This window comes from Acetobacter okinawensis JCM 25146, assembly GCF_000613865.1.
Classification (GTDB): Bacteria; Pseudomonadota; Alphaproteobacteria; order Acetobacterales; family Acetobacteraceae; genus Acetobacter; species Acetobacter okinawensis.
Map to the genome: position 1 here is coordinate 16,290 of NZ_BAJU01000026.1, position 23,346 is coordinate 39,635.

At 55.1% G+C, this 23,346-nt stretch carries 22 protein-coding genes, 1 other RNA gene and 1 pseudogene; 10 read left to right on the forward strand and 14 right to left on the reverse strand.

Annotation, left to right across the window (positions count from 1 at the left end; genetic code table 11):
* Window positions 1-48: 48 nt before the first annotated feature.
* From JCM25146_RS10765 to JCM25146_RS10785, 6 genes are all read left to right on the forward strand, one after another.
* Entirely contained in the window at window positions 49-690 is a 642-nt protein-coding gene (locus JCM25146_RS10765) for an HAD family hydrolase (RefSeq protein WP_025827901.1), read from the forward strand.
* Window positions 687-1,754 carry an NAD-dependent epimerase/dehydratase family protein gene (locus JCM25146_RS18870; RefSeq protein ID WP_199897728.1) on the forward strand — a complete coding sequence of 356 codons (1,068 nt, stop codon included), beginning with the start codon at window positions 687-689 and terminating at the stop codon, window positions 1,752-1,754. The genes JCM25146_RS10765 and JCM25146_RS18870 overlap by 4 nt, the downstream gene beginning before the upstream one ends.
* Window positions 1,742-3,220 carry a thiamine pyrophosphate-binding protein gene (locus JCM25146_RS18875; RefSeq protein WP_199897729.1) on the forward strand — a complete coding sequence of 493 codons (1,479 nt, stop codon included), beginning with the start codon at window positions 1,742-1,744 and terminating at the stop codon, window positions 3,218-3,220. The genes JCM25146_RS18870 and JCM25146_RS18875 overlap by 13 nt, the downstream gene beginning before the upstream one ends.
* Window positions 3,117-3,536 carry a thiamine pyrophosphate-dependent enzyme gene (locus tag JCM25146_RS22915; protein WP_242401067.1) on the forward strand — a complete coding sequence of 140 codons (420 nt, stop codon included), beginning with the start codon at window positions 3,117-3,119 and terminating at the stop codon, window positions 3,534-3,536. Before JCM25146_RS18875 ends, JCM25146_RS22915 begins: the two co-directional genes overlap by 104 nt.
* A 24-nt stretch (window positions 3,537-3,560) precedes the next feature.
* Window positions 3,561-4,859: a lipopolysaccharide biosynthesis protein RfbH gene (gene rfbH, locus JCM25146_RS10780; RefSeq protein ID WP_242401064.1), complete on the forward strand. Its 1,299-nt coding sequence runs from the start codon at window positions 3,561-3,563 to the stop codon at window positions 4,857-4,859.
* A gap of 201 nt (window positions 4,860-5,060) precedes the next feature.
* On the forward strand, window positions 5,061-6,545 hold the full coding sequence (locus JCM25146_RS10785; protein WP_025827904.1) for a glycosyltransferase family 2 protein: 1,485 nt from the start codon (window positions 5,061-5,063) through the stop codon (window positions 6,543-6,545).
* Window positions 6,546-6,672: 127 nt separating this feature from the next.
* On the opposite strand, the gene JCM25146_RS18880 is transcribed toward JCM25146_RS10785, so the two are convergent.
* The 3 genes from JCM25146_RS18880 to JCM25146_RS22920 all read right to left on the reverse strand — a co-directional run bounded on the left by JCM25146_RS18880 (window position 6,673) and on the right by JCM25146_RS22920 (window position 8,333).
* Window positions 6,673-7,272, reverse strand: coding sequence for an ABC transporter ATP-binding protein (locus JCM25146_RS18880; protein WP_242401065.1), 600 nt, complete (start codon window positions 7,270-7,272; stop codon window positions 6,673-6,675).
* 190 nt (window positions 7,273-7,462) lie between these two features.
* Entirely contained in the window at window positions 7,463-7,852 is a 390-nt protein-coding gene (locus JCM25146_RS18885) for an ABC transporter permease (protein WP_408734919.1), read from the reverse strand.
* Between the two features lie 142 nt (window positions 7,853-7,994).
* Entirely contained in the window at window positions 7,995-8,333 is a 339-nt protein-coding gene (locus JCM25146_RS22920; RefSeq protein WP_199897733.1) for a hypothetical protein, read from the reverse strand.
* A 416-nt stretch (window positions 8,334-8,749) separates the two neighbouring features.
* Between JCM25146_RS22920 and JCM25146_RS21480 the strand changes: the two genes are divergently transcribed.
* A complete protein-coding gene (locus JCM25146_RS21480; RefSeq protein ID WP_081774834.1) occupies window positions 8,750-9,532 on the forward strand; it encodes an acyltransferase family protein in 783 nt (260 codons plus the stop codon).
* Between the two features lie 506 nt (window positions 9,533-10,038).
* Here the strand turns inward: JCM25146_RS21480 and JCM25146_RS20815 are convergent.
* The 5 genes from JCM25146_RS20815 to JCM25146_RS10830 form a co-directional block, all read right to left on the reverse strand.
* The gene (locus JCM25146_RS20815; protein ID WP_242401066.1) at window positions 10,039-11,220 is read right to left on the reverse strand and encodes an AGE family epimerase/isomerase; all 1,182 of its coding nucleotides are present in this window, start codon (window positions 11,218-11,220) and stop codon (window positions 10,039-10,041) included.
* Window positions 11,150-12,592: a D-glycero-beta-D-manno-heptose-7-phosphate kinase gene (rfaE1, locus tag JCM25146_RS10815; RefSeq protein ID WP_025827908.1), complete on the reverse strand. Its 1,443-nt coding sequence runs from the start codon at window positions 12,590-12,592 to the stop codon at window positions 11,150-11,152. Before rfaE1 ends, JCM25146_RS20815 begins: the two co-directional genes overlap by 71 nt.
* A 52-nt stretch (window positions 12,593-12,644) precedes the next feature.
* On the reverse strand, window positions 12,645-13,649 hold the full coding sequence (gene rfaD / locus JCM25146_RS10820; protein ID WP_025827910.1) for an ADP-glyceromanno-heptose 6-epimerase: 1,005 nt from the start codon (window positions 13,647-13,649) through the stop codon (window positions 12,645-12,647).
* Window positions 13,650-13,755: 106 nt separating this feature from the next.
* The gene (locus JCM25146_RS10825) at window positions 13,756-14,922 is read right to left on the reverse strand and encodes a nucleotide sugar dehydrogenase (RefSeq protein ID WP_025827912.1); all 1,167 of its coding nucleotides are present in this window, start codon (window positions 14,920-14,922) and stop codon (window positions 13,756-13,758) included.
* A gap of 119 nt (window positions 14,923-15,041) precedes the next feature.
* The gene (locus tag JCM25146_RS10830; protein ID WP_025827914.1) at window positions 15,042-15,524 is read right to left on the reverse strand and encodes a hypothetical protein; all 483 of its coding nucleotides are present in this window, start codon (window positions 15,522-15,524) and stop codon (window positions 15,042-15,044) included.
* A 500-nt stretch (window positions 15,525-16,024) separates the two neighbouring features.
* Here JCM25146_RS10830 and JCM25146_RS18900 point away from each other — a divergent pair, with 500 nt between their 5' ends.
* Entirely contained in the window at window positions 16,025-17,506 is a 1,482-nt protein-coding gene (locus tag JCM25146_RS18900) for a glucoamylase family protein (RefSeq protein WP_081774835.1), read from the forward strand.
* A 108-nt stretch (window positions 17,507-17,614) separates the two neighbouring features.
* Here JCM25146_RS18900 and JCM25146_RS10845 read toward each other — a convergent pair whose 3' ends face one another.
* The 5 genes from JCM25146_RS10845 to ssrA form a co-directional block, all read right to left on the reverse strand.
* Window positions 17,615-18,007 (reverse strand): VOC family protein, encoded by a 393-nt coding sequence (locus tag JCM25146_RS10845; RefSeq protein ID WP_025827916.1) that lies wholly within the window; start codon window positions 18,005-18,007, stop codon window positions 17,615-17,617.
* Between the two features lie 65 nt (window positions 18,008-18,072).
* The gene (locus JCM25146_RS10850) at window positions 18,073-19,728 is read right to left on the reverse strand and encodes a fumarate hydratase (protein WP_025827917.1); all 1,656 of its coding nucleotides are present in this window, start codon (window positions 19,726-19,728) and stop codon (window positions 18,073-18,075) included.
* Window positions 19,729-19,777: 49 nt separating this feature from the next.
* Window positions 19,778-20,311, reverse strand: a complete 534-nt coding sequence (locus JCM25146_RS10855; RefSeq protein ID WP_025827918.1) for an SspB family protein — start codon at window positions 20,309-20,311, stop codon at window positions 19,778-19,780.
* An 82-nt stretch (window positions 20,312-20,393) separates the two neighbouring features.
* Window positions 20,394-20,516, reverse strand: a complete 123-nt coding sequence (locus JCM25146_RS24565) for a hypothetical protein (RefSeq protein WP_277909582.1) — start codon at window positions 20,514-20,516, stop codon at window positions 20,394-20,396.
* 2 nt (window positions 20,517-20,518) lie between these two features.
* Window positions 20,519-20,845: a transfer-messenger RNA gene (gene ssrA, locus JCM25146_RS21485) on the reverse strand.
* Window positions 20,846-21,001: 156 nt separating this feature from the next.
* Between ssrA and thyX the strand changes: the two genes are divergently transcribed.
* Together thyX and JCM25146_RS18905 are read left to right on the forward strand one after the other, a co-directional pair.
* Window positions 21,002-21,919 carry an FAD-dependent thymidylate synthase gene (gene thyX / locus JCM25146_RS10865; protein ID WP_025827919.1) on the forward strand — a complete coding sequence of 306 codons (918 nt, stop codon included), beginning with the start codon at window positions 21,002-21,004 and terminating at the stop codon, window positions 21,917-21,919.
* Between the two features lie 171 nt (window positions 21,920-22,090).
* Window positions 22,091-22,495 carry a hypothetical protein gene (locus JCM25146_RS18905; RefSeq protein WP_408734920.1) on the forward strand — a complete coding sequence of 135 codons (405 nt, stop codon included), beginning with the start codon at window positions 22,091-22,093 and terminating at the stop codon, window positions 22,493-22,495.
* Window positions 22,496-22,552: 57 nt separating this feature from the next.
* On the opposite strand, the pseudogene JCM25146_RS18910 reads toward JCM25146_RS18905, so the two are convergent.
* Window positions 22,553-23,319, reverse strand: a pseudogene (locus JCM25146_RS18910) (Mrp/NBP35 family ATP-binding protein).
* Window positions 23,320-23,346: the final 27 nt, after the last annotated feature.

Here is a 23,346-nt window from a genome sequence, read left to right on the forward strand (position 1 = left end):
TCGACATAGCTCCCGACCGGGGTCAGTCGATACCCTTCAGGAATACACATGATGTCGCCGACAACGCTGATTTTTGATCTTGACGGAACCCTGATCGACAGCGCTCTTGTCGTTGCGGATATTCTGAATGAAATGCGCGTTGAGCGTGGCATGTCCCCATTGGACATTGCTTCCTACCGTTTGTGGAGCAGTCTGGGGGGTACCACACTGGTTGGTAATGCTCTCGGGATTGATCCTGCACAGGCGGCCGATAGGGTTGTCGAGTTTCGCCGCCGCTACCATCTGCGCCCGACGCCGGCAGAAAGCCTGTTTCCCACAACGCGGCAAACGTTAACGGCTCTTGCGGCAAAAGGTTACACCATGGCCATTTGCAGCAACAAACCTGCAAGCTTGTGCGCCAAGGTTCTGAGGGAAACTGATCTGGCCGATTATTTTGATGTCGTGATCGGTGGCGACACTCTACCTCGGAGTAAGCCAGACCCGGCACCTCTCCAACATGCTCTTGCCGAACTTGGTGTGCCTTCCGACGCTGCATTAATGATCGGGGACAGCAGTGTGGACCAGCGTACTGCTGCCGCAGCCAATGTGCGCTTTGTGTTTTTTACACCCGGTTATGACGATGGCGTGGATCGCAAACAGGCATTCCGTACAATCGACCAGTTAAGCGAACTTGAGACGGTGCTGGTTTGAACGCTCTTTTGTCCCATTGGCAGAAATGGTCCATTGTCAACGACTTTCAGGCCATAGACGCAGCCGTCGGTGCCGACTGGGCAGCGCTGGATGGTGCGCGCATATTTATGACGGGTGGCACAGGCTTTGTCGGCGGCTGGCTGCTTGAAAGCCTGCACCATGCCGCACAGAGTGCCGGCCGCCAGTTTGATGTGACGGTGCTGTCCCGTGACCCGGCAAAATTCTATCGGGCCAAACCACATCTTGCATCATGGAAAGGCCTGCAACTGGTTGCGGGGAATGTTAGCGACTTTGCATTTGCGGATGGCCCGTTCGACTACCTTCTCCATGCTGCAACAGATGCCAGCGCGGCTCTGAACCGTGATAACCCACGCCAGATGTTCGAGACCATTCTGGGGGGTACGCGCCGCGCGCTGGATTTTGCCGTGGCCAAAAATGTACGGCGAACCCTCTTCCTCAGCTCCGGCGCGGTTTATGGCCAACAGCCATGGAATGTTGAAAAAATAGCAGAAGACTGGACCGGCGCTCCCCAGTGCAACGCGCCCGTCAATGCTTATGCCGAGGGCAAACGTGCGGCAGAAATGCTGTGCGCGATCTATGGCAAGCAGTTTGGCACGGTTATTTCGACTGCGCGTATTTTTGCCGTGCTTGGCCCCTATCTTTCGCTCGACACGCATTTCGCTGCGGGCAACTTCATTCGTGACGCCATGCAGGGGCAGGAAATTATTGTGCAAGGCGATGGCCGCCCGTGCCGCTCCTATCTATATGCCGCCGATCTGAGCGTTGCTCTGCTCCGCATGCTCGCACGTGGCCCTGCTGGCATTGCCTATAATGTTGGGTCTGAACATGCGGTCTCCATTGCAGACCTGGCGGGAGCCGTTGCGCGCGTGATCGGTGGCAACTCCCGCATTCTGGGCAAGACTGATTCGGGCTGGAACCCAGGCCGGTACATTCCGGCCATGTCACACTTCAACGCGGAATTCGGCGCGGTCAGTACCATTGATCTGGACGAAGCCATTGCACGCACAGCACTTTGGAATGGGTGGAAACCATGGGTAAAATAAAGCTGGCAACCTGGCTTGCACAAAAAGTTGTCGATCTTGGGATTCGCGATGTCTTCTGTGTGACGGGCGGCGGTGCCATGCACCTGAACCACGCACTTGGCACCCAGAAAGGCCTGACATGCCTGTTCAACCATCATGAGCAGGCATGCTCCATGGCGGCTGACGCCTACTTCCGCCTGACCAGCAGACCAGCTTTGGTCAATGTCACATCCGGGCCTGGCGGCACCAATGCCATTACCGGCGTTTATGGCGCTTATGTTGATTCACTGGGCATGATCGTTCTGAGCGGTCAGGTCAAACGGGAGACAACCGTGCGCCACACAGGTCTGCCCCTGCGCCAGTTCGGCGATCAGGAGCTGGACATTGAGCCAATTGTCAAACCCATTACCAAATATTGCGTTATGGTGACGGACCCGGAGACCATTCGCTATCATATCGAAAAAGCCTTCTATCTGGCCACCACAGGCCGGCCCGGCCCGGTCTGGCTGGATATTCCCCTTGATGTGCAGAGTGCCCAGATCGACCCGGACACACTGGTCGGATTTGACCCCGCAGAGCTGGAGGAAGGCTGGAAACAGACAGACCTGAACGCCGCGGCCACCGTTATTTTTGAAGAAGTCCAGAACGCCAAGCGCCCAGTGGTTTTTGTAGGAGCTGGCGTGCGCCTGTCTGGCCGTTATGCCGAGTTCCTGACACTGATAGAAAAACTGGGTGTTCCGGTCGTAACCGGCTGGAACGCACATGACGCTTTGTGGAACACGCACCCACTCTATTGTGGCCGTCCCGGAACAGTCGGGGATCGCGGTGGCAACTTTACCGTACAAAGTGCAGACCTGCTGCTGGTTCTGGGCAGCCGCCTGAACATCCGCCAGATCAGCTACAACTGGACCTCTTTTGCCCGCCGGGCCAAAAAGATCTGGATTGATATTGATGCGGTCGAACTCCAGAAACCAACAGTCAAAGCCGACATTCCCATCCATGCCGATTTGGGCGAGCTTTTGCCTGCTCTGGCACAAAAAACATATGCAGGCCCAACAGCCGAACAGAAAGCATGGCTGGAGTGGGCACGGGCGCGCAATGCAGCTTACCCAACGGTTCTGCCAGAATATTGGGATAGTGAGCGCATTAATCCCTATTGTTTTGTGCAGACCCTGTTCAGACAGTTGCCCGAAGACCAGATTACGGTTGCCGCCAATGGTAGTGCCTGTGTTGTGGGCTTTCAGGCTGCGGAACTGGCCAAGGGGCAGCGGTTCTGGACAAACTCAGGCTGTGCCAGCATGGGGTATGACCTGCCTGCCGCTATTGGCGCACATCAGCCAGCCTTAAACCGTTGTGTGTCTGGCTGGCGATGGCTCGATCATGATGAATCTGCCGGAGCTGCAAACCATTGCCAGCGCGGCTATGCCGATCAAGATATTCATCATCAACAATGCCGGTTATGTCTCCATTTTCCAGACCCAGCGTAACTTCTTCAATGGAGAGGAAGTCGGGGCAGGCCCATCCAGCGGTGTGACGCTGCCTAACTTCCGCAAGCTGGCAGCCGGGTTTGAACTGCCCTACGTGCGGATTGAACGCTATGAGGAAATGGAGGAGACGATCCGTCAGGTCATGGCTGTAGAAGGCCCAGTGATCTGCGAAGTCATGGTGGACGATAACCAGCCGTTTGCCCCCAAACTCTCCAGCCGTCAGCTCCCCGATGGCACCATTGTTTCCCCCGACCTTGAGGATCTTGCGCCCTTCCTGCCGCGCGAAGAACTCGCCCAGAACATCATTACCGATTGATTGTCGTCCTCAGGAATTATGTCCATGCAAAATCAACTTAAACAGCAGATCCTTGAACTGGTTGCGCAATATAATGCTGAGGTTTCCAAAACCCAGCCATTTGACCCCGAGACCAGCATTGTGCCTCCTTCAGGCAAGGTCATCAGTGGTCATGAGCGCCAGTATATGGTGGAAGCATCACTGGAAGCCTGGCTGACAGCAGGCCGTTTCAACGAAAAATTCGAGGAAATGGTTGGGGCGTATCTGGGTGCCAAACATGTTCTGACGGTGAACTCCGGCTCCTCCGCCAATCTTGTGGCTTTTCACTCCCTCACGTCTCCTGCTCTGGGCAAAAAAGCCCTTCAGCCGGGTGATGAAGTGATTACGGTTGCGGCTGGCTTTCCGACCACGGTCAATCCAATCCTGCAGTTTGGTGCCGTTCCGGTTTTTGTGGACGTGGAGATTCCAACCTACAATATTGATGTCAGCAAAATTGAAGCTGCTATCAGCCCCAAAACCAAAGCAATCATGCTGGCCCACACGCTTGGCAATCCGTTCAATCTGGATGCAGTCAAAGCCATTTGCGATAAATATGGCCTGTATCTTGTAGAAGACTGCTGTGACGCCCTTGGTTCCACCTATCGCGGCAAGCGGGTTGGAACATTTGGCGATATTGGTACGCTCAGCTTTTACCCCGCCCACCACATTACCATGGGTGAAGGTGGTGCGGTCTTTACTAATACCAAAGCGTTACGTCGGTCTGCTGAATCGTTCCGTGACTGGGGACGGGACTGCTTTTGTGCTCCTGGGGTCGATAATTCCTGCAACAAGCGCTTCCGCTGGAAGCTCGGGGACCTGCCGGAAGGTTACGATCACAAATATATTTACTCGCATCTTGGCTATAACCTCAAAATCTCCGACATGCAGGCAGCCTGTGGTGTCGCCCAGATGGAACGGGTGGACGAATTTGTTGAAGCGCGCAAACGCAACTTTGCTTACCTGAAAGCACGTCTGGCCAACGTCAAACACATTATCCTGCCCGAAGCCACGGAAGGCTCCGATCCCTCATGGTTCGGCTTCCCCATCACACTCAAAGACGGTGCTCCCCTCTCCCGCACCGAACTGACCATTGCACTCAACGCCAAGCGCATTGGCACGCGGCTCCTGTTTGCTGGCAATCTGCTCCGCCAGCCCTACATGATTGGCCGTAACTACCGGGTCTGTGGTGAACTGACGAATACCGACACCATTATGAACAATACATTCTGGGTGGGTATTTACCCCGGCCTGACCACACAACACCTTGACTATGTTGCTGAGGCCATTGAACAGGCTCTGAGTTAAAAAAATTATGTCATAAGGTAAAATTATATACCGTATGACATGATTTCCTTTTAATTTACCCAAAGGGAACAGACTCTTCCACGCTGTGAAATGTGTGTGAGTATGTTTAAGCGGTCTGGCATCCACTGATACCAGACCGTTTTTTGGTTGTGCGTGTTCATTGTTGTTTTCTAGAATTAAGACTGTCGATCGAGGCAAAATATGAATATTACTCACCAGAAATCAGCAGAAACCACCCCATTACCGTCTCATGTTCTGCTATCGGTCTGCATACCCACTTACAATCGTGCAACTATTCTTAATATTCTTGTCAATAAACTTCTTAGCTTACTGACACGTAATTTTGGAACAAACTACGAAATTGTCATTTCGGACAATCATTCAGCCGATGGCACACGTGCCCTGATTGAAGAAAAGTTCAAACATATTGCTCAGGTACGTGTTGTATCTCCTCCACAACACTATCCAACAGCTGAAGAAAATCTGTGCTTTGGCGTATCCATGTGCACAGGAACATATGTTTGGACGCTGGGTGATGATGATTCCATTGACCCGGAAACAGTGCCGGTTTTACGTGGCCTGCTGGAACAGAACCAGCATGATCTGCTTATTTTTAATTCCAGATCCGTTTCATATTATGGGCATCTACTCAAAAAAATCCGGATACCCTGCCTGCGGCCGCAGCTTGACATAAGCTTATTTGATTTTATCCGGTTAACGGGCTTCTGGTTTGTTGTTGCCGGTTTTTCAACAACAGTCTTCCGCCGCTCTTTTGCAGATACTGAACAATTTAAAACAATTATGAATATTGGGAAAATTTATTCTCATGTTACATGGTTGATCAATCAGTTTCATGACAAGAGGTTTGCCTTTATTAACAAGCCGCTTGTTAATTATCGTGAAAATCTCACCGACATTGTTCGCACAGATCATTGGGAAAAAGTTGCCAATCGAGAAGGGTTATTTGTCGGTGGCATCTGGAGTACCGGATTTTTGGCACAGATGGATTATCTGGTTGATCAGGGCATCATGGAACGCAGCTTTCTGCGTGATGTTGTCGACCGTAATCTGGAGTGCCGGTTTTATTTTTTCCATGAGATCATCAAGCATATGCTGCAAAGTCTTGCTTATGATTCTGAAACGCGGGCACGCTCCATTACGTCTGCGGAGCTGACGGATTTCTGTGCATGGCTGTACGAGGTGGATGGGGAAAATCTTTATCTTATTTCTTTATTTGAGGGTATGGTCGAAAGTATCCAAAAAAATGGCAAGCCAGATCAGGAACAGCTCACATTAGCTTCTGATATTATACATGGCCGTAAAACCATGGCTTGGTATGAGCATTTTCATGTTTATAATGTTTACGGTTACTCTGTGTTCCGGCATGGACAAACATGGTTTGCCGTGCGCATGGGTGAGTTTTGTGCCGTTAGCTTTCTGCTTGAAAATATAGATTTTGATGATTTTGGGAATATTCTTTTTGTCCGCAAATCAGAGGCAGAACTTCTACTGATTCTGCAAGCTCAGCCCAGGCGCGGTTTTGCAAATGAGCATGTCAAACGTGACCATGTTCCCTTTGTTTTAAAGCCGTTACCCACTCGTATTGCCGTAGTTTATCGGAACGAGGGATTTGCCGGGCTTAAGAAGCGCATTCATTGGCGCCTGCAGCGCCTTTTTTCCCGTTAAACAGTGATCACATAGAAGAACGGAAGGCATGAATGCCCAGAGTAATGGCCTCATGCCTTCCATGACTAACCTTACGTGAGGCAAGACATCCGGTTACTTTGCTGCCAGTGACGGCAGAGAATAAATATCAGGTAGGATTTTCCACTTTTGCGCATTTGAGTTCTGCAAAAGCATGTGGTGGCAGATAGGCCTCAAAGACCTCTGCTGGAGAGCCATCCATTTTGATGGCACCATTTTCCAGCCAGATCAGGCGGTTGCACCATTCTTCCAGAATGTTGGCCGAGTGGCTGGCCAGAACAAGAATTTTGGCGGCACTGACCATGTTTTCCACCCGGTTCCTTGCCTTGTCCAGAAAAGCGGCATCCCCTGCCAGAATCCATTCGTCCATCAACAGAATTTCTGGTGCAAAGGCTGTTGCCATTGCAAACCCCAGACGCACGACCATCCCGGATGAATAGCTGCGGATGGGGAGTTCAATAAACTCGTTAAGACCTGAAAAATTTATGACATCTTCGGAAAAATCATGGGTTTCTTTTTTGTTCAAACCTAAAAAACAGCTTCTTAGGAGAATATTTTCCCGTCCGGTTAAATCCATGTTCATGCCCTGATTGGGGTCAAGCAGGGATGTAATGCGGCCATCAATAGTGATTTCCCCCTGTCGTGGCTGATAAATGCCAGAGAGGGTACGCAACAGTGTTGTTTTGCCGGCCCCGTTAGAGCCGACCAACCCAAGGCGGTCATTGGGGTTGAGTGTAAAGCTGATGTCCTTGAGTGCCAGTAAACTCGTGCGGTTTTTGGTGTCAGAGGAAAAACGTGCAGATGTTGATTTAAGGATCGTTTTTTTAAGGATCGACTATCGCTATGGTACAGCGGGAAATCGATCGAAACGTTGGATACATCAAGAAACGTCATGGGGATTAGATCCAGAAAGCAATTCTGCCGCGGGTACGGGCGAAGGCAACAAAAGACAGGACGGCAAGGGCTGCGGAAATAAGCAGGCTGATGATCAGGGTCTGTGTGTCCATGGAACCGCTAAAGACGGGCGTTCGCAGGATTTCCAGCATGTAGTAAAAAGGATTATAAATTAGAATAACCTTGGCGGCCGAGTTGGTTCTGAAGTCATGTGCGAACCACATGATTGGCGTTATAAAGAATGCAATCTGTATTACGGATGCAATAATCTGCGTTACATCCCGGAATCTGGCGCATAGTGCTCCACAGAGAAGCGAAATGAAAAACCCATTAACCATCCACAGTAAAAGCACAGGTATGGCGTAAAGTGCGAACAGGGTGACATGAAACTTCATGATCGCAAATACAGCAATAATAACAAGAACATTATGCCCAAGTATAATGGTATTGCGTATAATATTACGTGCAGCATAAACAGAAAAAGGAATACGGGTACCTTTGATCAAAAAATCAGATTGGGTAAAGCAGGTGCATCCATCATTGATAATGGAGCACATATAACCCCACATGATCATGGAGATGGCAAGGTAGTAGGTAAGTGGTGGTGTCGGTTTTAAACAGATATGAATAAACAAACCCCATGCCAGCAATTTGCACACCAGTGGAGAGAGTCATCCAGAATGGGCCAAGCACCGAACCGCGATACCGTAGTTTGATGTCTGAAAAGCTGAGCACCCATACCAAGCGCCACATTTTCAGTCCATCAGCAATATCTTTTGCCGCAAAAGCAAAACGTTGGGGCCACCCTTTATCAGTAGACAGAACGTCTGGTTTTTTTTTCTGCGCGTAACTGGATTTTGCGGACAACCTGTTCATCCTAGCTGCTTGATCCCTATCTTAGCGCATAGCTATAACAGGAAACCCGAGTTCAATAAAATAGGGCAGGGCCGTTCCCGCCACAGCTTGTCTGGCCTGTGCGCTTGATTCAAAGAATGAATATGTGGCGTCGTGTTTCATCAAAATATTTGTAGATTTTGAGGGCGCAGGCTATTGGACGGCAGGTACCTTTAGGTACATGTAGTACATTGAGGCAAAACCGGAAAACCTCAAGGTGTGCAGCAGGTATCACTGGTGGCTAGGGTAGAGAAAAAATTATGGTAATTCAAACAGCTACGTAATTTTTTCTTTGTTAATTAAAGCGAAGGTTGATCCCTGCGTTTTATAATGTGTTGCGATCCTTCGATTTTTTGCGGTCTGGTTGTTTGCAGATATATTTTTAAGGTTATCAAAAAATGTCGTTACCTCAGGAAAAATCACAGCGGATTGAGACGCTTGAAGGACTGCGCGGGCTTGCTGCAATTGTAGTATTTTTCTTCCACTGGATTTTGGGTTTTCTACCCCAATTATCGGGAATTTTCCCAAATTTTCCGAAAGAAAACGTGATAGTAGGGAAGTTGGGCCTGTTTTTCCTGAATGGGGCTGGGGCTGTAGTATTTTTCTTTGTTTTGTCAGGTTTTGTTTTATCTCGTCGTAGTATTTTGAATAATAATTCGGAGCAGATTGGTAAAAACTTCCTTAAAAGGTGGCCTCGTTTAGCTTTCCCAACTACAGTAGCTGCTATATGTTCTTGGATTTTATTTCGATTTAATCTTTACAATTATCATGATGCTGCATTAATTACGAAATCGCCTTGGCTTGCGTCATTTGCATCCGCATCGCCCGTGCCGGTAGATCACTCTATTTGGGATGCTTTAACGCAAGGGTTATTTTACACCTTTTATAGAGGAGATTCTTATTATGATAGTTCTATGTGGACGATGCATTATGAGTTTTTGGCTAGTTTATTAATATTCGGAACAACCCTTCTAATTATATCATATAAAAATAGTTCTAAATTATTTCCAATATTGTCAATTTTAATAATTTCCATAATTTTGTTTATGTATTCTCCTTGGTATCCTCCATTTTTATTCGGACTTCTTCTTGCTTATGTTCTCCCTGAAAAATCTAAGATAAATAAAATTTGGGAATATTTTTATTTTTGTATTTGGTTTATATTTGCTCGGGTTTTATAGTGAAAAAGGGATGATTATTTTTGGCACTGCTTTTGCGTATCAATATGTTGATATGATCGGGTCAATGTTGTTAATAATTTCCTGTTATGATATTGTTTTGACGCCAAAATTTTCAAAATGTGCAAAAATGCTCGGGGAAATATCTTTTCCATTTTACTTATTGCATGTTCTTGTTATTTGCTCTTTTGGGTCTTGGTTTTATATTACTCTTAAGGGTTATGATATTCCGCATGCAAGTTTTATTTCATGTTTGGTGACGTTGTTTTCTACTATTTTAATTTCTGTTCCGTTTATTGTTCTAAATAATAGATGGGTAAATCTTCTGAATTATTGGATTAGTTTGATAGACAAGAAAAATAACCAATATTAGATTAAAGATTTATTATTTTTGACCTTTTTGAATGTGTTTATTGTGGTGCAGGTTCTCACGGCCCGCACCATAAATATGGTAGAGGGAACTGGCAGGCATATGGTCCACGCAGGGGTTACCATTTGCATCGCACCGGTCAATCCACCGCCTGTAAATGGAGGGGAATGTAGGTTGTAAAAAACTTCTGGGTCAGCCCGGCAAGCAGAGTGCTCTCACGTCTGGCCTGTGTAGCGTTTGTTATGTTGCGCTGGCGGTCGGCTAGCAGACGCATCAGTTCCGTTTGGGGCCATATGCGTGTGCTGGTAGCGCGCAGGGTTCCGGTATCGGTCATGCCGTCAAAGACGCAGAAGTGTTGCACACCGTGGTGCAGGCCGGTCTGGAACAACTGTTCGGAAAGTGCCATCAAAGCCGTTTTGTCATCATGCGTCGGGTTCAGGCGCATGGCGTCCCGTAGTAGCCATGCCCATTCAAACAGATGGCCGGGTTCCACGTCATTCTGGCCAAGGGGGTTGCACGCCGCCCAGTCAGCCTTGAAAAATTCCAGCAGCATGCCGGTTTGTGTGGGCATAAAACGGGTTTGCGCCAGCGCTATCAGGCTATGGGCGCGCTCAAGGTAAAAGCTGTCCGCCGTGACCTCATACAGAGCCAGATAGGCTTCCAGCAGGTGCATGTGGGGGTTCTGGCGGTGCAGGGCGTCCTGTGGCGGCAGGGTGTCATGGTAGCCGCCATGGGGGGCTGCAAAAATCTGCTCGATTTCAAGGGTGGTTTGCCGTGCTACGGTAAGGATCGTTTTGTCAGCAGTCAGTTGGTAAGCCCACGCATGGGCGTACAGAATGAACGCATGGGCGTACAGGTCGCGCAGGGTGCTGGAGGGCTGGCCATCTGGCCCAAGGGCAAACACCCAGCCGGGCTGGCCATCGGCCTGCCAGTAACGCTTCTGCACCGTGTGCAGGCAGGTGAGTGCCTCCTGTGTTGCGTTAAAAACGCCATCCAGAGCAGCCCGGCAGAAGGTAGCAATCTGGCGGGCCTGCACCATAAGCCGCAGGTGAGGCAGCGTTATGGGGGCCGCATCAAGCGTCAGCCGTTCATGGTAAAGGTTGCGCGCGCGGTCGTAGCCGGTGGTGCTCCACAGGGGCAGGGCCTTTTGGGCGAGCCAGTCTTTCCAGTCTGCGTGGGGGGGCGTGCTGTGTGGGGCATGGTGGTACCTTGGGGGATGCCCCCTTGCATTATGGCAGACCGGCAGAGGGCTAGGCTTGTCCCGGTTCGGACATTTTGCGGACGAGATTGCTGGTGGAACAGCCTGCAACGAGCGAGACAAGCTCTACCCGCCCTCCCGCAGCCTTGACCACATCGCCCCCCACAACGGCATCTTCCGTATAGTCGGCACCTTTGACCAGCACATCGGGCTGGAGTGCGGTAATGACTTCCAGCGGGGTGTCCTCATCAAAAATGAGCACCATGTCCACCTCACGTAATGCGCCAATCACCGTTGCGCGTGCGACTTCGTCCTGCACAGGGCGGGAGGGGCCTTTCAGGCGGCGGACGGAGGCATCGCTGTTAATGGCCACCACCAGCTTGTCCCCTTTTTGGGCTGCGGCGCGTAGCAGGGCTATGTGGCCGGGGTGCAGCAGGTCAAAGCAACCATTGGTAAAGACGACAGAGGCCCCATGCTGGTGCCACCTTTGCATAATGCTCCGGGCCTGTTCCAGTGTGGCCAGTACACCCGTGTTCGGGATGTCCTTTTTAAGCGCCTGACTGAGTTCCGTGTGTGATACGGCGGCGGTGCCGGGTTTGCCCACGGCAATGGAGGCGGCAACAGTCGCAATGACCACCGCGGTATCCAGGTCCTGCCCGGCGGAGAGCACACCACCAATGGTGGCAACGACCGTGTCCCCAGCCCCCGAGACATCATATACTTCGGACTTGCGGGCTGCCTCATGCAGGATGTGGCCGTTGCGTTGCCACAGGCTCATCCCCTCTTCCGAGCGGGTGACCAGCACGTCTCCCCCGAACTGGGCGGATGCCGCGCGGGCTGCCTGTTCAATCTGGGGTGTGTTGCGCAGTGGCAGCCCGGTTGCCGCCGCCATTTCCGCACGGTTGGGGGTAATCAGGGTTGCCCCGTAATAGGCGGAAAAATCCTTGCGCTTGGGGTCCACAATTACGGGAATGTCCCGTGCGCGGGCGTGGTCGATAATGGCGCGCAGTACCCCGTCGGAGAGCACGCCCTTGGCGTAGTCCGAGCAGATCAGCACATCGGCGTTTTCCAATGCTGCCTTGGTTGCCGCGATCAGGGCATTTTTGGTGGCGGGGGAAAAATCCACAATAGTTTCATCATCAATGCGGACAATCTGCTGGTTGCCACTGACCACCCGCGTTTTGCAAATGGTGGACCAGCCGGGTTCGGCCACAAGGTCCAGCACGTCAATTCCCGGCCATTTGCCAAGGGCATGGCGCAGGGTGCTTGCGGCATTGTCTGCCCCAACAACACCTATCAGGCTGACCGAACACCCAAGGGCTGCAGCGTTGACCGCCACATTGGCAGCCCCGCCCGGCACTACGCTCTGGCGGGACTTGAGCAGCACAGGCACCGGTGCCTCGGGCGAGATGCGCTCGACCGAACCAAAAATATACTGGTCCAGCAACAGGTCACCAACAACAGCAACACGGCCAAATTCAAAAGTGTCGATCATGCAAGGCTCATACAGGCTGGGGAGTGGCGCAGGAGTCGTCCGGGTAGGCGTATTATGCTCCATGCTGTGCGTGCAGGTAAGCCACATAATCTGCTACGCCGCAGGCCACGTTGCGCAGGGGCAGGGTGCAGCCAAGGGCGCGCAGGGCGCTTATGTCGGCCTGCGTAAAGCACTGGTAACGACCGCGCAGGGTATCGGGGAAGGGGATGTACTCCAGCACATCCTGTTCCACCATCTGGGCGAGGGAGAGCGGGTCTTGCCCTCGCAGGGCGCGCACGCTGTTGACGACAGTGGCCGCAACATCATTGAACGGCTGGGCCTTGCCGGTTCCTAGGTTGAACACCCCGCTATGGCCGGGGTTGTCAAAGAACCAGAGCTTGATGGCGACCAGATCGTTAATGAACATGAAGTCGCGCTTCTGTTCCCCCGCAGCGCAGCTTCCGTACGCGCCAAACAGCCTGACCCGCCCTTCCGCCATGAACTGGTGGAAATTGTGGAACGCGACCGAGGCCATCTGTCCCTTGTGCTGCTCATGCGGCCCATACACGTTAAAGTAGCGGAACCCCGCCACCTGCGTGGTCCGTTCGGGCTGGGTGCGCCGGACAATCTGGTCAAAGAGCAGTTTGGAATACCCGTAAACATTCAGCGGTTTTTCAAACGCCGGTTCGGGGCGGAAGGTGGTGGAGGCACCATAGGTGGCGGCACTGGAGGCATAAAGCAGGCGTGCACCGCTTTGGGTGGCATAGGCGAGCAGTTTTTTGCTGGTCTCATAGTTGTTGGCCATCATGTAGCGGCCATCATGAATGGTGGTGGCTGAACAGGCCCCTTCATGAAAAACAGCCTCGACCCGGCCAAAACGGTCCTGATGCAGGGCATCATAAAAATCGGTCTTGTCCAGATAATCGCTGATCTGCAGGTCAGCCAGATTGAGGGCCTTGTCCCCGTTGGTCAGGTTATCAACCGCAATAATATCCGTAAGGCCCCGCTGGTTAAGGCCGCGTATAATGTTGCTGCCAATAAACCCGGCCGCCCCGGTAACAATAATACGGTGTGACATGGTACGATCAGGACTTCATGCAATCAGAAGGAACGGGGCAATGCTGCATGCAGGGTAGCACTGCCAGTCCGTACTGGTCCATGGCAAAGCATATGAGGGGGTGGCCTTAATCCGAACCGAACAGGTCGCGGGTGAACACGCGGTCTTCCACATCTGCCAGTTCGGGGTGGTGCCGGTTACTGACAATAATGGACGAACAGGCCTTGAAGGCCTCCAGATCCCGCATGACGCGGGAGCCAAAAAACAGGTCTTCCTTCATGGCGGGCTCATAGACCACAATTTCAATCCCCTTGGCCTTGAGCCGCTTCATGATCCCCTGAATGGAGCTTTGCCGGAAGTTATCCGATGCGGTCTTCATGGCCAGCCGGTAAATGCCCACTACCTTGGGGTGCATAGCCAGAATGCGGTCGGCCAGAAAGTCCTTGCGGGTGCGGTTGGCGTCCACAATGGCGCGGATCAGGTTCTGGGGCACCTGCATGTAGTTGGCCAGTAGCTGTTTGGTATCCTTGGGCAGGCAGTAGCCACCATAGCCAAAGGAGGGGTTGTTGTAATGCTGGCCAATGCGCGGGTCCAGGCATACGCCCTCTATAATCTGGCGCGTATCCAGGTCGCGGGCCAGTGCGTAGCTGTCCAGTTCGTTAAAGAACGCCACGCGCATGGCCAGATAGGTGTTGGCGAACAGCTTTATGGCCTCTGCTTCCGTGGCCTCGGTAAACAGGAGGGGGATGTCTTTTTTGATCGCACCTTCGACCATAAGGGCGGCAAAGCGTTCCGCCCGTGCGCTGCGTTCGCCCACAATAATGCGCGAGGGGTGGAGGTTGTCATACAGAGCACGCCCTTCACGCAGGAATTCAGGTGAGAAGAGAACCTGATCCGTTCCCAGTTCCGCCCGGACCTCATCCACAAAGCCGACCGGAATGGTGGATTTGATCACGATGGTTGCATCCGGGTTGAGCGCGCCAACGCTTGCGATCACATCGGTGACGGAGGATGTGTCAAAATAATTTTCCTGCGCGTCATAATTGGTGGGGGTGGCAATAATGACAAAGCTGGCATCGCGGCTGGCAGCGGCAAGGTCGGTTGTGGCGGTCAGGGACAGGGCGTGGTTGCGCAGGTAATCCTCGATCTCGGCGTCAATAATGGGGGATTCCCGGTTATTCACCTTGCTGACCCGCTCGGCATCCACGTCTACGGCCATGACGTCATGGTGCTGGGCCAGCAGAATGGCATTGGACAGACCAACATACCCCAGACCGACAACTGCAATTTTCATGACTGCTCTCCAAGCCCTGTGTGCTCCGGGGAGACCCCGGTATGGCCAAGGCGCTGCAATACATGAGCGACCAGAATCCGTCACGCTTTTTGCAGGCGGTGTGGGTGGGCCTGACGGGTTTAAGGGCGCGGGCGCAGGGCGGCGGGGCGTGATGGAATGGCGGTCTTTTTGGGCAGAACCAGATATTCCTCGCAGTATTTGCCCAGTTTGATGTCACGCATATGGGCTTTGAGGGCCAGCAGGGTCTCAAAGGAATGGGGGTGGTAGTCTGCTATTGTGGCCTCGCGCCCCACAACCAGTGTGGAATCTGTAAAGGCGATCAGCAGGCAGTGCCGGGTGTTCTCCAGAAAAAGACGGTTTTCGCCACGGGCAAAGTAGCCGCTCAGGCGTTCGCGGGTTTTGGAGAACAGGTAGTAGGCGGGTTTGTAAAAGGTTCTGCCCTCTTTTTCCTCCGCCGTCATAATCAGGAACGAGTGGCTTTGCGCAGGTGGGGGCATAAGCACATGGCTGGTGGCAAGGCCGCGCAGCGCATATTCAATGCGGGAGACCAGAACGTCCAGCAGTTCGTAAAAAAAGCGTATAATATTATATTGGTAGGTCATGAACGGATCGTATTCGGCTCTGTAAGTGGCTTGAGTCTATTATAGGCGCATTTGGGCATGGGGCGCACGGTGTTGTGTGGCGCGGGAACGTCATTTTTTACATGCGGAGACCATTGTGGACCATTCCTTGGCCTATGGGTGCCGTGGGGGCTGGGCTGGCATGCTGTATGGGCTGTGGTGGCTTATCTAGCCCTTGAGGCACACATAAAAACGTGAATATTTTCTGAAATTCGGCTGGTTCCATGTGTCCGGCGTGTGCCGCACTCTGGTGGGTGGCCTGCCTTGCCCCCTATAGTCGGGGGTGAGTGTGGCAGGTGGCCCCGGTATTGGCTCCGGCCCGTATAACAGACTGTACCCGTAACGGCTGCGGGGGCAGGGATGAACAGATGAGGAATGCAAGGCTTATGGTACTGGGGCGCTTTTTGGCACGCGGCACAACCAACACGACCCTGCCCGCGCGGGGGCAGTCTGGAGCGGGGCGGGCCTTGCTCTCCTGCCTTATGCTCTGCGGGGGTGCCGTGGGGGGGCTTCAGGCCGGTGGGGCGCATGCGGCAACCTCGTCCGTTGTGGCGCGGCAGGCTCATACCCCTTTCCACCCCGACCAGACAGATAGGGCTTTTCTGGCTGATCTGGAGCACCGGACCTTCCTGTGGTTCTGGGATTCAGCAGACCCAGCAACCGGGCTGGTGCCCGACCGCTATCCGTCTGACCAGACCCAGTCCAGTGTTGCCTCCATTGGTTTTGCCCTGACCGCCTATGGCATTGGGGTGGACCGGGGCTACATCAACCGTCAGCAGGCCGTGGACCGGACACTGACAACCCTGCGCTACCTGTGGAAGCTCCCCCAGAACGACACGCCGGACAAAGCCGCAGGATTCCACGGTTTTTTCTACCACTTCCTCAAGCGTGAGAACGGGCTGCGGCTGGATGCGGATATTGAACTGTCCAGCATAGATACGGCTCTGCTCATGCAGGGTGTGCTGTTTGCATCCAGCTACTACACCCATGATAACGCCTCCGAGGCAGAAATACGCGACCTTGCCGCCAAGCTGTTCGACCGTGTGGACTGGCGCTGGATGCTCCGCCCGGACAACCGCATGAGCATGGGCTGGTCGCCCGAGCATGGTTTTCTGCCCAATTACTGGGAAGGGTATAATGAGGGGATGATGCTGTATGTGATGGGGCTCGGCTCCACCACCCATCCTCTGGACCCGACCTCCTGGCAGGCATGGATTTCCACCAATAAAAACCGGTGGGGTGAGTCCTATGGCCAGACCTTCCTCAACTTTGCACCCCTGTTCGGCCACCAGTACACCCATGCGTGGATTGACTTCAGGGGGATCAAGGATGACTGGAGCCGCTCAGCCGGGATCGACTACTTTGAAAACAGCCGCCGCGCCGTTTACGCCCAGCAGGGCTATGCAACGCAAAATCCCGGGAAATGGCAGGACTACGGGCCAAACATCTGGGGCCTGACCGCGAGCGATGGCCCGGCCGAGACCACAAAGGTGGAAAACGGCCAGCAGCGCAAGTTCATGGCCTACAGCGCGCGTGGGGTTGGCCGCGACTACACGCTTGATGATGGCACACTGGCCCCAACAGCGGCGGGTGGGTCCGTGGCCTTTGCGCCAGAACTGGCCATTCCCGCCCTGCGTACCATGCGCGACCGTTATGGGGACCGCATTTACAGCACCTATGGGTTTGTGGATGCCTTTAACCCCAGCTACCACGACGGCAAGCAGGCCTACTGGGCGGATGACACCTACCTTGGCATCGATCAGGGGCCCATTCTGCTGATGGTGGAAAACTGGCGGGATGGCATGGTGTGGAACACCATGAAGGATAACCCGATCATCTGCCGTGGTTTGCTGCGTGCAGGCTTTAGGGGCGGGTGGCTGACAACCCGCCATACCATTGTGGACCATGATGACGCGCTGCGGCTTCGCCGCGAGCAGGCCGCACAACAGTCACACGCAGGGTAAAGTCCGCGCTACGCGCAGGGGCCTTATGGCCCGAGCTCAGGCCCATGCATGCAGCGTGGGCCTGAGCCAGTCTGGCGTCCGGTGGAGTTTACTCAGGGGGCGCTCGCCCTACCCCTGATAGGATGCGATCTCGATCAGATTTTCATCCGGGTCGTGGCAGTAAACCGAGGTAATGGGGCCAATGGCGCCAAGGCGGGCCACCGGGCCTTCCACAATGGTAATGCCGCAGGTCTTGAGGTGCTCGACCACGTCATCACTGGTAATGGCGGTAATAAAGCACAGGTCATTGCTGCCAGACAGTGCATGGGTGGCCGTGTCCCAGCCGGTTGCGTCATGCGGGCGGAGGTTGAGCTTCTGCCCGCCAAAGCGCAGGGCGGTACGGTTGTTGCGCCCGTATTCCTCCCGCTCCATGCCCAGAACACGCTGGTACCATGAGGCCGAAATTTCAACGTCCCGTACGGTCAGGACAACATGGTCCAGACGATCGACTGTAAAGCGCATGAAAACCACACAGCTCCTTGGTTGTCCGCCCCGCCATGGTGTGGCGGGGCAGCCCCGTTGCGGGGTTACAGCTCAGCGTAGAAGTCGTTGCCCTTATCATCAATAACAATAAAGGCGGGGAAGTCCTCAACCTCGATTTTCCACACTGCTTCCATACCCAGTTCGGGGTATTCGAGCACCTCTACCTTGCGGATGCAGTCCTTGGCCAGCCTTGCCGCAGGCCCCCCTACGGAGCCAAGGTAGAAGCCACCGTACTGCTGGCATGCGTCCCGCACAGCCTTGGAGCGGTTGCCTTTGGCCAGCATGACGTAGGAGCCGCCATTGGCCTGCAACTCGGCCACGTACGAATCCATACGTCCCGCCGTGGTGGGGCCAAAGGAGCCGGTGGGCATGCCCTCGGGCGTTTTGGCCGGGCCTGCGTAGTAAACGGGGTGGTCCTTAAGGTACTGGGGCAGGCCCTCGCCGCGCTGGAGCCGCTCGCGGAACTTGGCATGGGCAATATCACGCGCGACCACCACAGTGCCGGTCAGGGCAAGGCGGGTTTTGACCGGGTATTGCGAGAGCGTCTTGCGGATTTCATCCATCGGGCGGTTGAGGTCAATGCGCACGGCTTCGCCCTCAAGGTGTTCGTCCGTGGTTTCGGGCAAAAAGCGGGCGGGGTCGTGCTCGAGCTGTTCCAAAAAGAACCCTTCCGCCGTGACCCGGGCCTTGATCTGGCGGTCCGCCGAGCAGGATACGCCAATACCCACAGGGAGCGATGCCCCATGCCGGGGCAGGCGCACCACGCGCACGTCATGGCAGAAGTATTTGCCGCCAAACTGTGCGCCAATGCCCAGCTTGCGGGTGAGTTCAAGCACCTTCTGCTCCATCTCCAGATCACGGAAGGCGTGGCCCGTCATGTCCCCCGTGGTGGGCAGTGCGTCATACCAGTGGGTGGAGGCGAGCTTGACGGTCTTGAGCGTCTGCTCGGCGGACATGCCGCCAATGACAATGGCAAGGTGGTAGGGCGGGCAGGCGGAGGTGCCCAGCGTGCGCACCTTTGTGTCCAGCCAGTCCAGCAACTGCTGCTCCGAGCCAAGGAGGGCGCGAGTTTCTTGGAACAGGAATGTCTTGTTGGCCGAGCCACCGCCCTTGGCCACAAACATCAGGTCCATCTGCTCGTCATGCACGCCTGCGGGGCTGGCGAAGATGTCGCACTGCACGGGCAGGTTGGTGCCGGTGTTTTTTTCCTCAAACATGGTGAGCGGCGCCATCTGTGAGTAGCGCAGGTTGGTGCGGGTATAGGTCTCGTACACCCCGCGGGAGAAGGCGACTTCCTCATTCCCTTCAACCCAGACGCGCTGGCCTTTTTTGCCAAACACAATGGCCGTTCCCGTGTCCTGACACATGGGCAGGATGCCACCGGCGGCAATGCAGGCGTTTTTGAGCAGGTCGAGGGCAACAAAACGGTCGTTGTCCGATGCCTCGGGGTCTTTGAGGATGTTAGCCAGTTTTTGCAGGTGGGTCGGGCGCAGGAAGTGGGCCACCTCATGGAAGGCGCGGGCCGTCAGTTCCGTCAGCGCTTCGGGGGTGACGTGCAGCACGGTTTTGCCGCCGCAGTGCGATGTGCTCACACCGTTGGCAATATCCACCTTGCGGTACTGCGTTGTGTCCTCCCCCAGTGGGAACAGGGGAGCGTATTTGAATTCTGGCAGTGGGGGGCGGGGGGGCTGGCTGGTCATGGTCGTGTCTCTATTCTCTCCGTCGGCCTGAACCCCCGCGCACCGGGGGTCAGGCTGGTGATGGTCCTTTGCGGCGGAAGGCGTCAAGGCTCACAACCTGGGAGGAGGAGTCGCCCTGCGCTTCTGCCGTGTCCCCGGCATCGGCCGGAGTGTCGTCCGTGGGTGCGATGTCCTCATCCTCCACCGCCTCAAAGTGCAGGTTGAAGTGGATGGAAGGGTCCGCAAACCCGGTAATGGCCCGCACAGGAATGACCAGAATGGAGCCAACACCCCCAAAGGACAGACCAACGGACACAATCCCGGCATCGCGGTCCACGTTCAGGTCCCAGAACTGGTGTTGCAGCACAATGGTCATCTCATGCGGGTACTGCGCCCGGAGCCGGTCGGGAATTTGCACGCCAGACAGGTCCGTGCGGAAAGTCAGATAGAAATGATGCTCGCCTGCAAGCCCCTCGCGGCTCACATGTTCGAGTGCTTTGAGCATGACATCCCTGTACGCCTCTTCCAGCCACTGGTCGTAGGGCAGCAGGCTGGTGGGGGGGAATGCGTCATTTCCCGGGGTGTTGTCGTTGTCATCAGCCATGCTTGGTCTCCTTGCTTCAGCCAGTTGGGGTGTGGCTGGTCATCCGTATCACTCTAGCGTCAGCCATGCGCGAAAGGTCGGCCTAGCGCAAGCGCCAAGACCCTTCCGCCGCTATGCCCCCGCAACGCAGGGTGCCGCGCAGACGCGCCAGAGCGGACACGCCATAAGGTTGCACGGCGCGTGCGATCATACTGGAGAATGGCATGAAGTGGGAGGGCTTCTGTTGCCCGGTGCCCCCCCGAACCGCGCTTATTGCTTATGCAGCAACAGCGAGCACCTCAGTGTTATCATTGGCACTTGTAAAATTAGCCCGATATCGGTGGTACAATGCCGGGCAAAAAAGATGTCTTTACTGCGCGTGTCGAGCCTGTTTCGTCCCCATTTGTCCGGGTTTTACAACCCGGATGTCTGGTGGAGACGCCGGGTACCGCCCCCGGGTCCACTACGCCTATGCCACATCCCGTTTATTGCCATAGCCGCAAGAAATCTTCCGGCACCCCACACATAGGGTGGGTGCGGGCGGATTGCAAGCACCAGCAAGGGTGCGGGCGGCTTCTGCGTACGAATTTTGGCGTGCTGGCCGCGCGACTCATTCCCGGCGTGGGGAATGCCTGCTACAACCCGCGTGCGCGAGTGCTATGGCGAGTGCTTGCGCTGTCTGTTTTTTCTAGCATGGTGGAGAGCCTACGCATGTCACTGACCGAAGAGCAACGCGCGGAAATTGCGGCCCACGGGCAGGAAACATTTTCCACCCGCCGCCCCACGGTGGCAGCTCTGGAGGCCATGCTCTACACCCTGCATGAGGTGCTCGACCACGGCTTTGTGCGCGTGATCGACTATATGGGCGATGATGCGGCCATTGTGCAGGCGGCCCGTGTGTCCTACGGCCGGGGCACGCGCAAGGTGTCGGAAGATGCGGGGCTGATCCGTTACCTGATGCGGCACCGCCACTCCTCCCCGTTTGAGATGTGCGAGATCAAGTTCCACGTCAAACTGCCCATTTTTGTGGCGCGGCAGTGGATTCGTCACCGCATGGCGAGTGTGAATGAGTATTCAGCCCGCTACTCCATTCTGGACAGTGAGTTCTATCTGCCCGACACCGCCCACATGGCTGCCCAGAGCGATGTGAACCGTCAGGGCCGGGGCGAGGTGCTGGCCCCGCAGGCCGCAGCCGAGGTGCTGGACATCCTGCGCGAGGACGCCATACGCACCTACCGCAACTACGAGCGTATGCTGGACGGGGAGAATGGCTACGGCCTTGCGCGTGAACTCGGGCGCATCAACCTGACCCTGAACACCTACACCCAGTGGTACTGGAAGATCGACCTGCACAATCTCATGCACTTCCTTGCCCTGCGCATAGACCCCCACGCCCAGTACGAAATCCGGGTGTATGCCGAAGCCATGCTGAAGATCCTGCACGCATGGGTGCCCACCACCGCCGCCGCGTTCGAGGAATACCGGCGTGGGGCGGTCACGTTCTCGGCCTCCATGCTCGCGGTTGTGCGCCGCATGCTGGCGGGCGAGGCGGTGGAGCAGGCAGGCTCGGGCCTGAGCCGGCGTGAATGGGATGAGATGATGGCGATCCTCAAATCCCCCACAGCCTGAACAGGGCCTGAGCGGGGCGGTTTGTAACGCCTGTGCCTGAGCGCCGTGGGGGCCTGCCCTTGCGGCGCTCATTTTTATCAAGACATTTGCTTTAAATCCGTCCGGACTTGACGCTTTTCATATCCGGCGACGGAGTGGATGCGCCATAGATAGAGGGCGGGCTTTACTGGCTTGTGGCATCGGTCCTACCCGGTTCAGGCCTACCGGGGGCGTGGCGTGGCCGTAGGAATTTTAGGGAATTACAAGGAGCTTTTATGTCCTGTCCGAACCGGCGGTTTGCCCGTACAGCCTCTTTTGTTGTGTCTGTGTTTGCCTGTGGTGCCGTTTTTGTGGCGGCGAGCCTTCCCGTATGCTGATACCGAGCGCGACCGGCAAACCAAGGCCTGCAAGGGGGACGCCCTGCGCCTGTGCGCCCTTGCCATTCCCAATGAGAAAAAAATTGCGGCCTGCATGGCGCGCAAAAAAGAAAAACTCAGCCCGGCCTGCCGTGAGTATTTTAAGGACACACCAGCCCCGCCTGCCAAGACTAAAGCCAAGGGGCAGGCTGGCAGGCACACCACCCCAGCCATGCATTAGTTCCTGCGTGGCTGGGTGGCTGCCCGCGTGTGCGGGCAGGGCGCTGTTGTGCGGTGTTTAGTGTGCGCTGGCCTGTATGGCCGTTGCTACCGTGTGGGCAATGGCGCGGTAGGCTTTGCCGCCCTCGCTATTGGGGGCACCAATCACCAGTGGTACCCCGCTATCCCCGCTGGCGCGGATGTCGGCCAGCAGCGGGACTTCACCAAGGAACGGCACGCCCATGGCTTCGGCCTCCCTGCGAGCACCTCCGTGGCCGAATAGCTCCGTATTGTGCCCGCAGTTAGGGCAGCAGAAGTAGGACATGTTCTCCACCAGCCCCAGCACCGGCACGTGGAGTTTTTCAAACATGGTCACACCCCGGCGAGCATCAATCAAAGCGATGTCCTGCGGGGTGGAGACAATAACCGCCCCACCCAGCGGCACCTTCTGGGTGAGCGAGAGATGGGCGTCCCCCGTGCCGGGGGGCAGGTCTACTACCAGAACATCCAGTTCCCCCCAGTCCACATCGCTCAGCAACTGGTTGATAGCACCCATGACCATGGGGCCACGCCAGATCATGGCGGCTTTTTCGTCCACCAGCATACCAAGGGATACGGCGCAAATGCCCCATGCCTGCATGGGTTGCAGCCGCCCCTCCACCACATCAGGTTTGCCTTTGGCCCCCATCATGCGGTGCAGGGAGGGTCCGTGAATATCAGCATCAAGCAGGCCGGTCCGCAGCCCTTCCATGCCCAGTCCTACGGCAAGGTTGACCGCGTGGTGGACTTGCCCACGCCACCTTTGCCGGAGGCCACGGCAATAATGGTCTTAACGCCGGGCAGCACGGGCGTGCCCGGTGCGGGGGCAGGGCC

Excerpts from the sequence above, each read along its gene's own strand:
- JCM25146_RS10765 (WP_025827901.1), top strand. The coding sequence starts at position 49 with ATGATGTCGCCGACAACGCTGATTTTTGATCTTGACGGAACCCTGATC.
- JCM25146_RS18875 (WP_199897729.1), top strand. The coding sequence starts at position 1,742 with ATGGGTAAAATAAAGCTGGCAACCTGGCTTGCACAAAAAGTTGTCGAT.
- JCM25146_RS22915 (WP_242401067.1), top strand. The coding sequence starts at position 3,117 with ATGAATCTGCCGGAGCTGCAAACCATTGCCAGCGCGGCTATGCCGATC.
- rfbH (WP_242401064.1), top strand. The coding sequence starts at position 3,561 with ATGCAAAATCAACTTAAACAGCAGATCCTTGAACTGGTTGCGCAATAT.
- JCM25146_RS10785 (WP_025827904.1), top strand. The coding sequence starts at position 5,061 with ATGAATATTACTCACCAGAAATCAGCAGAAACCACCCCATTACCGTCT.
- JCM25146_RS18885 (WP_408734919.1), bottom strand. The coding sequence starts at position 7,852 with ATGAAGTTTCATGTCACCCTGTTCGCACTTTACGCCATACCTGTGCTT.
- JCM25146_RS22920 (WP_199897733.1), bottom strand. The coding sequence starts at position 8,333 with ATGAACAGGTTGTCCGCAAAATCCAGTTACGCGCAGAAAAAAAAACCA.
- JCM25146_RS21480 (WP_081774834.1), top strand. The coding sequence starts at position 8,750 with ATGTCGTTACCTCAGGAAAAATCACAGCGGATTGAGACGCTTGAAGGA.
- rfaE1 (WP_025827908.1), bottom strand. The coding sequence starts at position 12,592 with ATGATCGACACTTTTGAATTTGGCCGTGTTGCTGTTGTTGGTGACCTG.
- rfaD (WP_025827910.1), bottom strand. The coding sequence starts at position 13,649 with ATGTCACACCGTATTATTGTTACCGGGGCGGCCGGGTTTATTGGCAGC.
- JCM25146_RS10825 (WP_025827912.1), bottom strand. The coding sequence starts at position 14,922 with ATGAAAATTGCAGTTGTCGGTCTGGGGTATGTTGGTCTGTCCAATGCC.
- JCM25146_RS10830 (WP_025827914.1), bottom strand. The coding sequence starts at position 15,524 with ATGACCTACCAATATAATATTATACGCTTTTTTTACGAACTGCTGGAC.
- JCM25146_RS18900 (WP_081774835.1), top strand. The coding sequence starts at position 16,025 with ATGCTCTGCGGGGGTGCCGTGGGGGGGCTTCAGGCCGGTGGGGCGCAT.
- JCM25146_RS10845 (WP_025827916.1), bottom strand. The coding sequence starts at position 18,007 with ATGCGCTTTACAGTCGATCGTCTGGACCATGTTGTCCTGACCGTACGG.
- JCM25146_RS10850 (WP_025827917.1), bottom strand. The coding sequence starts at position 19,728 with ATGACCAGCCAGCCCCCCCGCCCCCCACTGCCAGAATTCAAATACGCT.
- JCM25146_RS10855 (WP_025827918.1), bottom strand. The coding sequence starts at position 20,311 with ATGGCTGATGACAACGACAACACCCCGGGAAATGACGCATTCCCCCCC.
- JCM25146_RS24565 (WP_277909582.1), bottom strand. The coding sequence starts at position 20,516 with ATGCCATTCTCCAGTATGATCGCACGCGCCGTGCAACCTTATGGCGTG.
- thyX (WP_025827919.1), top strand. The coding sequence starts at position 21,002 with ATGTCACTGACCGAAGAGCAACGCGCGGAAATTGCGGCCCACGGGCAG.